Source organism: Pseudomonas sp. S150 (genome assembly GCF_004526365.1).
Taxonomy (GTDB): Bacteria; Pseudomonadota; Gammaproteobacteria; order Pseudomonadales; family Pseudomonadaceae; genus Aquipseudomonas; species Aquipseudomonas putida_A.
Window position 1 is genome coordinate 3225600 of record NZ_CP038207.1, and the last position, 14459, is coordinate 3240058.

Sequence of the window (14459 nt, forward strand, 5' to 3'; positions counted from 1 at the left end):
ATGCATTTCAGCGAACTGATGGCTGTTCTTTCCACCCATGCGATCCGCCTTCAACAGGAAGATGAAGACCTGGTCATTCTGGGCAGCGACGACGCGCTGGACGATGCGTTGTGGGACAGCCTCAGCGAACACAAGGCGCAGTTGCTGGAACTGGTCGCGCAAAACGGTGGCGACTGGCTGAGCCCGGCGTTTCGCATCACCCCGGACATGCTGCCGCTGGTGACTCTGGATCAGCCGACCATCGATCGCCTGGTAGCCAAAGTACCCGGCGGCGCCGCCAACCTGCAGGACATTTACCCGCTGGCGCCGCTGCAGGAAGGCATGCTCTATCTGCACCTGTCGGCGCCCGCCGGTGACCCCTACGTGTCGCAAGCGCGATTCGCCTTCGACAGCCGCGAACGGCTGGAGGCTTTCGCCGAGGCGCTGCAATGGATGATCGAACGCCACGACATCCTGCGGACCTCGTTCGTCTGGGAACGCCTGGATGAACCGCTGCAAGTGGTGCAGCGTCAGGCTCGTCTGCACTGCGAAGAAATCGCCCTCGACCCGGGCGCGGATGTGTTGACGCAACTGCTGGAGCGCCACGACCCACGGTTCTTCCGCCTCGACATCCGGCAGGCGCCGCTGCTGCGTCTGGTGTACGCCATGGATCCGGCCAACGGGGCGCGTGGTCGCGCTGTTGCTGTTTCATCACCTGATCATGGACCACGTCGCGCTCGACGTGGTGCGCCGTGAAACCCGCGCGCATCTGCTGGGCCAGACCGCGCAGGTCGGGCCGCCGGTGCCGTACCGTGATCACCTGGCCAAGGCGCGCATGGGCCTGGACGAAAAATCCCATGAAGGGTTTTTCCGCGAGATGCTCGCCGACATCGACGAGCCGACCTTGCCCTGTGGTCTGCAGGATGTGCAGGGCGATGGCCAAGGCATCGAAGAAGCCTTGCTGATGCTCGACACCGATTTCAGCCGGCAACTGCGCGGCCAGGCACGTCAGCTCGGCGTCAGTGTGGCGAGCCTGATGCACCTGGCGCTGGCGCGGGTGCTCGGCCAGTTGTCCGGGCGCACGGCTGTGGTGTTCGGCACTGTGCTGCTGGGGCGGATGGAGGCGGGCGAGGGCGGCGAACAGGCGCTGGGGATGTTCATCAACACATTGCCGCTGCGCGTGGATGTCGGGCAGGACGGCGTGCGTGCCGGGGTGCTGGCCACCCATCGACGCCTGACCGCGTTGCTCGGCCATGAACAGACCTCGCTGGCCCTGGCCCAGCGTTGCAGTGCGGTGGCGGTGCCGACGCCGTTGTTCAGCGCGATCCTCAACTATCGCCACAGCAGCAGCGAAGAGATCGCCGAGGTCAGCGAACTGGCCCCCGGCGTGCAAGTGCTGGGCGCCCGCGAACGCACCAACTACCCGCTGACGATCAACATCGACGACCTCGGCGAAGACTTGCGCATCACCGCGCTGGCGGATGCGGCGCTGGGCGCGCAACGCATCGCCGCTTATCTGCACACCGCGTTGCACAGCCTGCTGCAGGCCTTGCAATCGACCCCGGATGCGCCGCTGCAACGTCTGAACATTCTGCCGGCGACCGAGCGCGATTATCTGCTGCACGGGGTCAACTCGCCGTTGCCACAGTTCCCGGAAACCCCGCTGATTCACCAGCAGTTTGAAGCCCACGCGGCGGCGCGCCCCGAGGCCACAGCGCTGCTGTTCGAGGAGCAGACGCTGAGCTATGGCGAACTCAATCGCCGCGCCAATCAGCTTGCGCATCACCTGCTGGCGCGGGGGATTCGTCCGGATCAGCGCGTGGCGATCTGCGTCGAGCGCGGCCCGCAGATGATCATCGGCCTGCTCGGTATCCTCAAGGCGGGCGCCGGTTACGTGCCGATCGACCCGGCGTATCCACTGGAGCGCATCGCTTACACCCTGGAGGACAGCGCCCCGGTGGCGGTGCTGACCCAGGCCGATACGCTGGACCGGGTTGGCGCGCTTGGCGTGCCGATCATCGATCTGGACAGCGTGCAGTTGCAGGCTGAACTCAGCAGCAATCCGCAGATTCCCGAGCTGAGCCCGAGTCATCTTGCCTACGTGATCTACACCTCGGGTTCCACCGGGCTACCCAAAGGCGTGATGGTCGAACACCGCAACGTGGTGCGACTGTTTTCGGCGACCCACGACTGGTTCAACTTCAACCCGCAAGACGTGTGGGCGCTGTTCCATTCCTTCGCCTTCGATTTCTCGGTGTGGGAAATCTGGGGTGCGCTGGCGTTTGGCGGCCAGTTGTTGCTGGTGCCGCAGGCCGTGAGCCGCTCGCCGGACGACTGCTACGCATTGCTGTGCCGTAGCGGCGTGACCGTACTCAATCAGACCCCGAGCGCCTTCCGCCAGTTGATCGCCGCGCAGGGCCGCAGCCCGTTGCAGCACTCGTTGCGCGAAGTGATTTTCGGCGGCGAAGCGCTGGAACCGGGCCTGCTCAAACCGTGGTACGCGCGGGTCGGCAATGCCGGTACGCGGCTGGTGAACATGTACGGCATCACTGAAACCACGGTGCACGTGACCTATCGCCCACTGCAGGCAGCGGACGCGCTGCTGGTCGGACGCAGCCCGATCGGCGTCGGCATCCCCGACCTGCAGCTGTACGTGCTCGACGCGCAGCGCGAACCGGTGCCGGTCGGCGTGATCGGCGAGTTGTACGTCGGCGGCGCCGGGGTTGCCCGGGGTTACCTCAATCGTGAAGCGCTGACTGCTGAACGCTTTATCGCCGACCCGTTCAGCGGCCGTGCCGAGGCGCGTCTGTACAAGACCGGTGACCTGGCGCGCTGGACCACGGACGGCAGCCTCGAATACCTCGGGCGCAACGACGATCAAGTGAAGATCCGTGGTTTCCGCATCGAACTCGGTGAAATCGAAGCTCGCCTCGCCGCCTGCGCCGGGGTGCGCGAAGCGCTGGTGATCGCCCGCGAAGACAGTCCCGGTGACAAGCGTCTGGTCGCCTACTGGCTGGCCGCCGCAGGCACTGAACCGAGCGCCGCGCAATTGCGCGACGAGTTGCTGCTGTCGCTCGCCGACTACATGGTGCCGAGCGCCTTTGTGCGCCTCGACGCCATACCGCTGACCACCAACGGCAAGCTTGATCGCAAAGCCTTGCCGCAACCGGACAGCGATGCGTTCGCCCGTCGCGGTTTCGAAGTCCCAGTGGGGGAAGTCGAAACCCTGATTGCCGGGATTTGGCAGAGCCTGCTCGGTGTCGAGCAGGTCGGGCGGCACGACAATTTCTTCGAACTCGGCGGCCATTCGCTGTTGGCGGTGAAACTGATCGAACGCATGCGCCAGCACGACTTGCAGTGCGACGTGCGCGTGCTGTTCGGCCAGCCGAGCGTTGCGGCGCTGGCGGCGACCTTGAGTCACAGTCACGCCCTACGGGTTCCAGAAAATCTGATTGCCGCCGATTGCACGCGGATCACCCCGGACATGCTGCCGCTGGCCACGCTGGATCAGGCCGCCATCGACCGCGTGGTCGCCAGTGTGCCCGGCGGCGTCGGCAATGTGCAGGATATTTACGGCCTGGCGCCGTTGCAGGCGGGGATTCTCTACCACCATCTGGCGACCAGCGCCGGGGATCCGTACGTGCTGCAGGCGCAATTCGCCTTCGCCGGTCTGGCACAGATCAAGGCTTTCGTCCGTGCGTTGAATGCGGTGATCGAGCGCCACGACATTCTGCGCACCAGCGTGGTTTGGGAAGGGCTTGAGGAGCCAGTGCAAGTGGTCTGGCGCGAGGCGCCGCTGGCGCTGGAACGGGTCGATGCCGACCTGCTTGAGGGCGATGTGCTGGAGCAGATGCAGGCGCGGTTCGATCCACGGCACTACCGCCTCGACCTGCGCCGGGCGCCGCTGATGCGTCTGGCCTACACCGAAGACCGTGAACAACAGCGCTGGGTCGGCATCCTGTTGCTGCACCACATCGTGCTCGACCACACCGCACTGGAAGTGTTGCTCGCGGAAATGAACGACAGCCTGTACCCGAGCGGCGCCGATTTGCCGATGCCGGTGCAGTACCGCAACTACGTGGCGCAGGCGCAGCAACAGGCCAATGCCCAGGCGCATGAAGCGTTCTTCCGCGACATGCTCGGCGACATCGACGAGCCGACCGTGGCCTTCGGTGTGCAGGATGTGCATGGCGATGGCAGCACGATCATTGACAGTGAGCAGGCGCTGGACGCCGGCGTGGCCGAGCGGTTGCGCGAGCAGGCGCGCCGCCTCGGCATCAGCGCGGCCAGTCTGGTGCACCAGGCCTGGGGCCAGGTGCTGGCGCAGGTTTCGGGGCGCGAAGAGGTGGTGTTCGGCACCGTGCTGCTCGGGCGCATGCAGGGCGGCGAGGGCGCCGATCGCGCACTCGGCATGTTCATCAACACCTTGCCGTTGCGGGTCAGTGTTGGCGCTACCTCGGTAGAGCAAGGCGTGCGCGCTACTCATGAGCGTCTGGCGCAATTGCTGGCGCATGAGCAGGCCTCGCTGTCGCTGGCCCAGCGTTGCAGCGGTGTTGCCGCGTCGCTGCCGCTGTTCAGCAGCTTGCTCAACTATCGTCACAGCGCGGCGGAACCGGCAGGCGTGACTTGGGACGGGATCGAGATTCTCAGCTCGCGAGCGCAGCAACTATCCGCTGGTGGTCAGCGTCGATGACCTCGGCACCGGTTTCCGCCTGAGCGTGCAAGCGGTGCCGCAAGTGGATGGCGCGCGGGTCTGCGACTACCTGCAAACCGCGCTGCACAACTTGCTGACCGCTCTGGAGCACTCGCCAGCAACGTCGCTGCGGCAGATATCGGTGCTGTCGCCGAGCGAGCGGCAGCGGGTCCTGGTCGGCTTTAACATCACCGGTCGCGACTACCCGCGCCGGCGCAAACCGTGCAGCGTTTGTTCGAGGCCCAGGCGGCCGCGCACCCCGAGGCATTGGCGGCGGTGCAAGGTGCGCAGCAGGTGAGCTATGGAGAACTCAATCAGCGGGCCAATCGTCTGGCGCATCACCTGATCGGCCTTGGCGTGCAGCCCGATGACCGGGTCGCCCTGTGTGCCCGGCGCAGCCCGGACATGCTGGTGGCGTTGCTAGCGATCCTCAAGGCCGGCGCCGGTTATGTGCCGGTCGATCCGGCGTATCCGCCGGAACGCATCGCCTACCTGTTGCAGGACTGCGCCCCGGTGGCGGTGGTGGCGCAGGCGTCGACTCGCGATCTGCTCGGTGGCGTGCCGGTCATCGATCTGGACCGCGACCTCTGGCAGCACCTGTCGGATGCCAATCCGCAGGTGCCGGCATTGACGCCGAAGCATCTGGCGTACGTGATCTACACCTCCGGCTCCACCGGCCAACCGAAAGGGGTGATGGTCGAGCATGCGACCCTGGAAAACCTCGTGCACTGGCACGCTGAAGCCTTCGACTTGCAGGCCGGCAGCCAGACTGCGAGTGTCGCCGGCTTCGGTTTCGATGCGATGGCCTGGGAAGTCTGGCCGGCACTGTGTGTCGGCGCGACCTTGCACCTTCCGCCGCCGTCGATCCGCAACGAGCACCTCGACGAGATGCTCGACTGGTGGTGCGCGCAGCCGTTGCAGGTCAGCTTCTTGCCGACGCCGGTGGCCGAATACGCGTTCAGCCGGCAATTGCAGCACCCGACCTTGCGCACGCTGCTGATCGGCGGCGACCGACTGCGTCAGTTCAGTCGCCAGCAAACCTTCGAAGTGATCAACAACTATGGCCCGACCGAAGCCACGGTGGTCGCCACCTCGGGGCCGGTCGAACTGGATCAGCCGCTGCATATCGGCCGGCCGATCGCCAACGTCAGAATCTATGTGCTGGACGCCGAGCAGCGTCCGGTGCCGGTGGGCGTGGCGGGCGAGTTGTATGTCGGTGGAGCGGGCGTGGCGCGGGGTTATCTGAATCGCCCCGAGCTGAGCGCTGCGCAGTTCCTCTTCGATCCGTTCAGCGACGAGCCGCAGGCACGCATGTACCGCACCGGCGATCAGGCGCGTTGGCTGGCCGACGGCAATATCGAGTACCTGGGGCGCAACGACGATCAGGTCAAACTGCGTGGCGTGCGTATCGAACTCGGTGAAATCGAAGCCGCGCTCGGCAGCCACGCTGCGCTGCAAGAGGCGGTGGTGCTGGTTCGCGATGGACGGCTGATTTCGTGGTTCACCGAGCGCACGGCGGTCGATATTCAACAGTTGCACTCGCATTTACAGGCTCGCTTGCCGGATGCGCTGTTGCCGGCGGCTTACGTGCGGCTGGACGCATTGCCGCTGACCGCCAACGGCAAGATCGACCGCAAGGCCTTGCCGGAACCGGAGCACGGCGCATGGCTCAGCCGCGAATATGAAGCGCCACAAGGTGCCGTGGAAAACGCGCTGGCGCAGATCTGGATCGACGTGCTGAAAGTCGAGCGGGTCGGGCGCCACGACAACTTCTTCGAATTGGGCGGGCATTCGCTGTTGGCGGTGAGCCTGATCGAACGCATGCGCCAGATCGACCTCGCGGCCGACGTTCGCGTGCTGTTCAATCAGCCGACCCTGGCCGCATTGGCCGCCGCTGTGGGCAGCGGTCGCGAAATCGAGGTGCCGGCCAACCGCATTCCGCCGAGCTGCACGCACATCACTCCGAACATGCTCAGCCTGACTGAACTCGATCAGGCCAGCATCGAGCGTATCGTCGCCACCGTGCCGGGCGGGGCCGCCAACGTGCAGGACATCTATCCGCTGGCACCGCTGCAGGAAGGCATTCTTTACCACCACTTGAGCGCCGAACAGGGCGATCCGTACCTGCTGCAATCGCGGCTGATCTTCGACAGCGTCGAGCGCCTGCGCACGTTCAGCCAAGCCTTGCAGCAGGTCATCGCGCGCCACGACATTCTGCGCACCAGTGTGGTCTGGGAAGGGCTGGCGAGTCCGCAGCAAGTGGTCTGGCGTCAGGCGCCGGTGGTGGTGCAAGCGGTGCCGCTGGATCCGGCGCAGGGCGACGTCCTCGAACAGTTGCACGCGCGGTTCGATGCCCGGCACAACCGCCTCGACCTGAGCCAGGCGCCGCTGATGCGCATCGTCTATGCCGAAGACCCGGCGCAGCAACGGGTGGTGGCGATCATCCTGTTCCAGCACTTGATTCTCGACCATACCGCCATGGAGGTGGTGGGCCAGGAAATGCGTGCTTTCATGTTCGATCAGGCTGACAGCCTCGGCACGCCGATGCCGTACCGCAACTACGTGGCGCAGGCGCGTCTGGGCGCCAGCGAGCAGGAGCACGAAACGTTCTTCCGCGACATGCTCGGCGATATCGATGAACCGACCTTGCCGTTCGGTCTGCATGACGTGCAAGGCGATGGCGGCAACATTGAAGAGGCGCAGCAAGCCGTCGATGCCGGGTTGACCCTGCGTCTGCGTGAACAGGCGCGGCAGTTGGGTGTCAGTCCGGCGAGCTTGATGCACCTGGCCTGGGCGCAGGTGGTGGGGGTGCTTGCCAACCGCCGCGACGTGGTGTTCGGCACGGTGCTGTTGGGGCGTTTGCAGGGCGGTGAGGGCGCGGATCGCACCCTCGGCGTGTTCATCAATACCTTGCCGCTGCGGGTGGATGTCAGCGAAGGCGTGCGCGCTGCGGTCAAGACTACCCACGCACGGCTGACCGCGTTGCTGGCCCATGAACACGCGCCATTGGCGCTGGCCCAGCGTTGCAGCGCGGTGTCCGGGGCGCCGCTGTTCAGCGCACTGCTCAACTACCGGCATACCGCTGCCGAAGCGCAGCCGCATGACGGTCAGGGCATCTGGGAAGGCGTGCAATTGCTTGGCGGCGAAGAGCGCAGCAACTATCCGCTGACCCTCAGCGTCGACGATCTCGGCGAAGACTTTTCCCTGTCCGTGCTGGCGTTGGCGCAGATCGGCGCGCAACGGATCTGCGGCTACATGCACACCGCGCTGGAGCATCTGGTGCACGCGCTGGAACAGGCGCCGCAACGTCCGCTCAACCGCTTGCCGATTCTTGCGGTCGAGGAATACGAGCGCTTGCTGGTCGGTTTCAACCCGACTGCGGCAGCCTACCCGCGCGGGGCGACGATTCAGGCGCTGGTGCAAGCGCAGGCCGAGCAGCAGCCGCAGGCATTGGCGGTGGTGCAGGGCACGCAGCAACTGACCTATGCGCAACTTAATCAGCAGGCCAATCGCCTGGCGCATCACTTGCTCGGCCTCGGCGTGCAGCCGGACGACCGGATTGCCGTGTGCCTGCAACGCAGCCCGCAGATGCTGGTGGCGCTGCTGGCGATTCTCAAGGCCGGCGCCGGTTACGTGCCGGTCGATCCGGCGTACCCGGCCGAACGCATCGCCTACCTGTTGCAGGACAGCGATCCGGTGGCGGTGCTGGCGCAGGGCGCAACCCGCGAGCTGCTGGGCCGGGTGCCGGTGATCGATCTGGACAACGCCCTCTGGCAACACCTGCCGGCTACCAATCCGCAACTGCCGACGCTGACCCCGGCGCATCTGGCCTACGTGATCTACACCTCGGGTTCGACCGGCCAGCCGAAAGGCGTGATGGTCGAACACGCAACCCTGGAAAACCTTGTGCACTGGCACTGTGAGGCGTTCGACCTGCGCGCCGGCAGCCACACTGCGAGCGTCGCCGGTTGCGGTTTCGACGCGATGGCCTGGGAGGTCTGGCCGGCGCTGTGTGTCGGCGCGACCCTGCACCTGCCGCCGCCGTCGATCAGCAACGAACACCTCGATGAACTGCTCGACTGGTGGCGCGCGCAGCCGTTGCAGGTAAGTTTCCTGCCGACGCCGATTGCCGAATACGCCTTCAGTCGTGAGTTGGGTCACCCGACCTTGCGCACGCTGTTGATCGGTGGCGACAAGTTGCGGCAGTTCTCGCGTGAGCAGACCTTTGACGTGATCAACAACTACGGCCCGACCGAGGCCACGGTGGTTGCGACTTCCGGTCAAATCCATGCCGGGCAATTGCTGCACATCGGCCGGCCCATCAGCAACGCCAGGGTTTACCTGCTCGATGAACAGCAACGTCCGGTGCCGGTTGGCGTGGCGGGCGAGTTGTACGTCGGTGGCGCGGGCGTGGCCCGTGGTTATCTGAACCGTCCCGAACTGACCGCCGAACGCTTCCTCGAAGACCCGTTCAGTGACGAACCGCAGGCGCGCATGTACCGCACTGGCGATCTCGCGCGCTGGCTGGCCGACGGCAATATCGAGTACCTGGGGCGTAACGACGATCAGGTCAAACTGCGCGGCGTGCGGGTGGAACTGGGTGAAATCGAAGCCGCGCTGTCCAGCCATCCGGCGGTGCAGGACGCGGTGGTGCTGGTGCGCGAGGCGCGGTTGATCGCCTGGTTTACTGCCCGCACAGCAGTCGATATCGAGGAGCTGCGCGCGCATCTGCAAGCGCGTCTGCCGCAGGCACTGGTGCCGGCAGCCTACGTCCGGCTTGAGGCGCTGCCGCTGACCGCCAACGGCAAACTCGACCGCAAGGCCTTGCCCGAACCGGATCAGGACGCCTGGCTCAGTCGCGAATACGCAGCCCCGCAAGGGCCGGTGGAAACCGCGCTGGCGCAGGTCTGGGCCGAGGTGCTGCAGGTGGAACAGGTCGGGCGGCACGACAACTTCTTTGAACTGGGCGGGCACTCGCTGCTGGCGGTGGCTCTGATCGAGCGCATGCGTCAGCTCGGCCTGAGCACTGACGTGCGCGTGCTGTTCAGCCAGCCGACCCTCGCCGCGCTGGCTGCCGCCGTCGGCAGCGGTCGCGAAGTCGCGGTGCCGGACAACCTGATTCCGTTTGGTTGCACGCATATCACTCCAGACATGCTGACCCTGCTGAAACTGGATCAGCAGAGCATCGAGCGTATCGTCGCCACGGTGCCGGGTGGTGCCGCCAATGTGCAGGACATTTATCCGCTGGCGCCGTTGCAGGAAGGCATCCTTTATCACCACTTGAGCGCCGCGCAGGGCGATCCATACCTGCTGCAATCACGCCTGGCATTCGACAGCCTTGAACGCTTGCAGGCCTTTGCCGCCGCGCTGCGTCAGGTCATGACCCGGCACGACATTCTGCGCAGCGGTGTGGTCTGGGAAGGGCTGGCGACGCCGGTGCAAGTGGTCTGGCGTGAAGCCGAGCTGCCGCTGCAGGAGGTTGCATTCGATCCGGCGGGCGGCGACGTACTCGCGCAATTGTTTGAGCGTTTCGACGCGCGGCATTACCGCATCGACCTCAGTCAGGCGCCGTTGATTCGTCTGGTGTATGCGCAAGATCCGGCCAACGACCGGGTGGTCGCCATGCTGCTGTTCCATCACATCGCCATGGATCACACGGCGCTGGAAGTGGTGCAGCAGGAACTGCAGGCGCTGCTCTTCGGTCACGGCGAAGCGCTGATACCCGCCGTGCCGTATCGCAATTACGTGGCGCAGACCCGGCTGGGTGTCAGCGAGCAGGAGCATGAAGCATTCTTCCGCGCGATGCTCGGCGAGATCGACGAGCCAACGCTGCCGTTCGGTCTGCTGGACGTGCACGGTGACGGCCATGACATCGAAGAAGTCCGTCAGCGCGTGCCCGAAGCCTTGGCGCGGCGCTTGCGCAGCCAGGCGCGGCAGTTGGGTGTGAGCGTCGCGAGCCTGTTCCATCTGGCGTTTGCCCAGGTATTGGCGGCGACTTCCGGACATGAGCGCGTGGTGTTCGGCACCGTGCTGTTGGGGCGGATGCAGGGCGGTACCGGCGCTGATCGCGGTCTGGGAATGTTCATCAACACGCTGCCGCTGCGGGTGGATTTGGGCGATGTTTCGGTGCGTGCCGGGGTGCGCGCCACCCATGCGCAACTGACCGCATTGCTCGGCCATGAACATGCGTCGTTGGCATTGGCCCAGCGTTGCAGCGGGGTGGCGGCGCCGTCGCCGCTGTTCAGCGCCATGCTCAACTACCGGCACAGCGTCAGCGCGGAACAGTTGCAAGCCAATCGCCTGGCCTGGCAAGGCATCGAAAATCTGTCCAGCGAGGAACGAACCAACTATCCGCTGAGCTTCAACGTCGATGACCTGGGTCAGGGCTTTGACCTCACGGCCATGACCCCTGCGCAGATTGGCGCGGCGCGGGTGTGTGGCTACATGCAGCAGGCGTTGGCGGGGCTGGTCGAAGCGCTGGAGCAGACACCGCAGCAGGCCCTGAATCGCCTGCCGGTGCTGGCGGATGCCGAGCGCCAGCAGTTGCTGTTCGGCCTCAATGCCACGGACGTCGATTACGACCTTGAGCAGACCATTCATGGCTTGTTCGAAGCGCAAGCGGCGCGCTCGCCGCAGGCACCCGCCGTGGTCGCGGGTGAGCAGCAACTGAGCTACGCCGAACTCAACGGCCGAGCCAATCAACTGGCGCGGCACCTGCGCGAATTGGGCGTAGGGCCGGATGCGCGGGTGGCGATCTGCGTCGAACGCGGTCTGGACATGGTGGTCGGGCTGCTGGCGATCCTCAAGGCTGGCGGCGGTTATGTGCCGCTGGACCCGGCGTATCCGCTGGAACGTCTGGCCTACATGCTGGAGGACAGCGCGCCGCTGGCGGTGCTGGTGCAGGGGTCGACGCGTTCGTTGCTCGGCGAAGTCGCCGTGCCGGTGATCGATCTGGATCAGCCGCACTGGCAGTCGCTGCCGACTGACAATCTATCGCTCGCTGAGTTGACCGCGCAGCACACTGCTTACGTGATTTACACCTCCGGTTCCACTGGCCAACCAAAAGGCGTGATCAACGAACACGCCGGGGTGGTCAACCGTTTGCTGTGGATGCAGGACGCTTATCAACTGTCGGCAGCCGATACGGTGTTGCAGAAAACCCCGTTCAGCTTCGACGTCTCGGTCTGGGAATTCTTCTGGCCGCTGATGACTGGCGCTCGATTGGTCATGGCCCGGCCCGAGGGGCACAAGGATCCGCAGTACCTCAGTGAAGTGATCGAGCGTGAAAACATCACCACGCTGCACTTTGTCCCATCGATGCTCGACGTTTTCCTCGCTCACGCCGACACCGCACGCTGCAACAGCCTGCGGCAAGTCATGTGCAGTGGCGAAGCGTTGCCGGGCAGCGTTGTGCGGCGCTTCAAACAGCAACTGCCTGGCAGTCAATTGCACAACCTCTACGGCCCGACTGAAGCGGCGGTGGACGTGACCGCGTGGAACTGCGCCGGGCCGCTGGAAAACACCCCGGACAACACACCGATCGGCAAACCGATCGCCAACACCCGCATGTACATCCTCGATGCCCAGCAACAACCGGTGCCGCACGGTGTGGTCGGCGAGCTGTACATCGGCGGCGTGCAGGTGGCGCGCGGTTATTTGAACCGTCCGCAACTGAACGCCGAACGCTTCCTCACCGATCCGTTCCAGTCCAATGGGCGGATGTACCGCACCGGCGACGTCGCCCGCTATCTGCCGGACGGCAATATCGAATACCTGGGCCGCAACGACGATCAGGTGAAGATCCGTGGCTTGCGCATCGAACTCGGCGAGATTCAGGCGCGTTTGACCCAGATCGACGGCATTCAGGAAGCCGCCGTACTGGCCCGCGAAGACGCATCCGGCGACAAGCGTCTGGTGGCGTACTACACCGGGGCACGCCTGGAAATCGACGTGCTGCGCAGCCACTTGCTGGAGCATCTGCCGGACTACATGGTGCCCGCGCTGTTCGTGCATCTCGATGCGTTGCCGCTGAGCCCCAACGGCAAACTCGACCGCAAGGCACTGCCGGCCCCGGATCAGGCCGCATTGCCGGTGCGCGAATACGAAGCCCCGGTGGGCGACGTCGAAATCACCCTCGCACGGCTCTGGGCCGAGTTGCTCAACGTCGAGCGGGTAGGGCGCCACGATCATTTCTTTGAACTGGGTGGTCACTCGCTGCTGGCGGTCAGTCTGATCGGCCGGCTGCGTCAGGAAGGCATGGAAGCCGATGTCAGGTCGCTGTTCGAACATCCGACCCTGGCCGGCTACGCCGCAATTACCGAACGAATGGAGATCGTCCTGTGAACGTGATCGAACTGTTGGCCACATTGAAGGCTAAAGATATCCAGCTGGCGGTCGCGGACGACCAATTGCGGGTCAACGGCAACAAGCAGGCGTTGAACGACCCGGCGTTGCTGGCGCTGTTGCGCGAGCACAAACCGGCGCTGATCGAGCTGATCAAGGCCGGGCAGTACTCGGCCAGCAAGCACGGCCAGGTCGAGGTGCCGGCCAATGGCATCGCCTCGGATACCACGCGCATCACCCCGGCGATGCTGACGCTGGTCGAACTCGATCAAACCACCATCGACCACCTCGTCACACAAGTCCCCGGCGGCGCCGCCAACGTGCAGGACATCTACCCGCTGGCGCCGTTGCAGGAAGGCATCCTTTATCACCACGTCAGTGGCGGAGAGGGCGATCCGTACGTCATGCAGTCGCACTTTGCCTTTGACAGCCGTGAGCGTTTTCAGGCGTTCGCCCAGGCCCTGCAAAGCGTGATCGACCGCCATGACATTCTGCGCACCGCTGTGCATTGGGCAGGGCTGGACGCGCCGGTGCAGGTGGTCTGGCGCCGGGCCGAACTGCCGGTGGAAGAAGTGACGCTGCCAGACGCCGCCAGCGATGTTCTGGCGTATCTGCATGAGCGCTTCGACGCCCGGCACTTCCGCCTCGATGTTACCCAGGCGCCGCTGATGCGTCTGGCCCACGCCTGGGATGAGGCCGGGCAACGGGTGATCGCCACGCTGTTGTTCCATCACATGGCGCTCGACCACTCGGCCCTCGACGTGGTGCGCCACGAAATGCGCGCGTGCCTCACCGGACAGAGTGAGCTGCTCGGGCGCCCGGTGCCGTTTCGCAACTACGTGGCGCAGGCGCGTCTGGGCGTCAGCGAGGCCGAGCACGAGGCGTTCTTCCGCGAGATGCTCAGCGACATCGACGAACCGACGCTGCCTTACGGCCTGCAGGACGTGCAGGGTGACGGCAGCGAAATCGTCGAACTCAGCGTGCCGGTCGCGGCGCTGTTGGGCCAGCGTCTGCGGGCGCAGGCACGGACGCTCGGCGTCAGTGTCGCCAGCCTGTTCCATCTCGGCTGGGCGCAGGTGCTGGCCGCGCTGACCGGCAAGCAGCAAGTGGTGTTCGGCACCGTGCTGATGGGCCGCATGCAGGGCGCCGAAGCGATTGACCGGGCGCTGGGGATTTTCATCAACACCTTGCCGTTGCGGGTGAACATCGACGGCCAGGATGTGCGCGCGGCAGTCAACGCCACCCACGCTCGGCTGACCACGCTGATGCGTCACGAACACGCACCGCTGGCCCTGGCTCAGCGCTGCAGTCACGTGGTGGCGCCGACGCCGCTGTTCAGCACGCTGCTCAATTATCGCCACAGTCACAACATGGCCACCGCCAGCGCCGAGACCCTCGCGGCGTGGGACGGTATCTCCACGTTGCACTCCGAAGAGCGCAGCAA

General features: G+C 65.2%; 1 protein-coding gene and 1 pseudogene (1 of these 2 only partly in view). Both read left to right on the plus strand.

Translation table 11 applies throughout. The annotated features are described in order from the left end of the window. Positions 1–13015, plus strand: a pseudogene (locus E3Z29_RS14770) (amino acid adenylation domain-containing protein). Next, positions 13012–14459 carry the start of a non-ribosomal peptide synthase/polyketide synthase gene (locus E3Z29_RS14775; protein WP_134786122.1) on the plus strand. 16396 nt of this gene lie beyond the right edge of the window, so the window shows 1448 of its 17844 coding nt (coding positions 1–1448); its start codon is at positions 13012–13014; its stop codon lies off the right edge, out of view. Before E3Z29_RS14770 ends, E3Z29_RS14775 begins: the two are co-directional and overlap by 4 nt.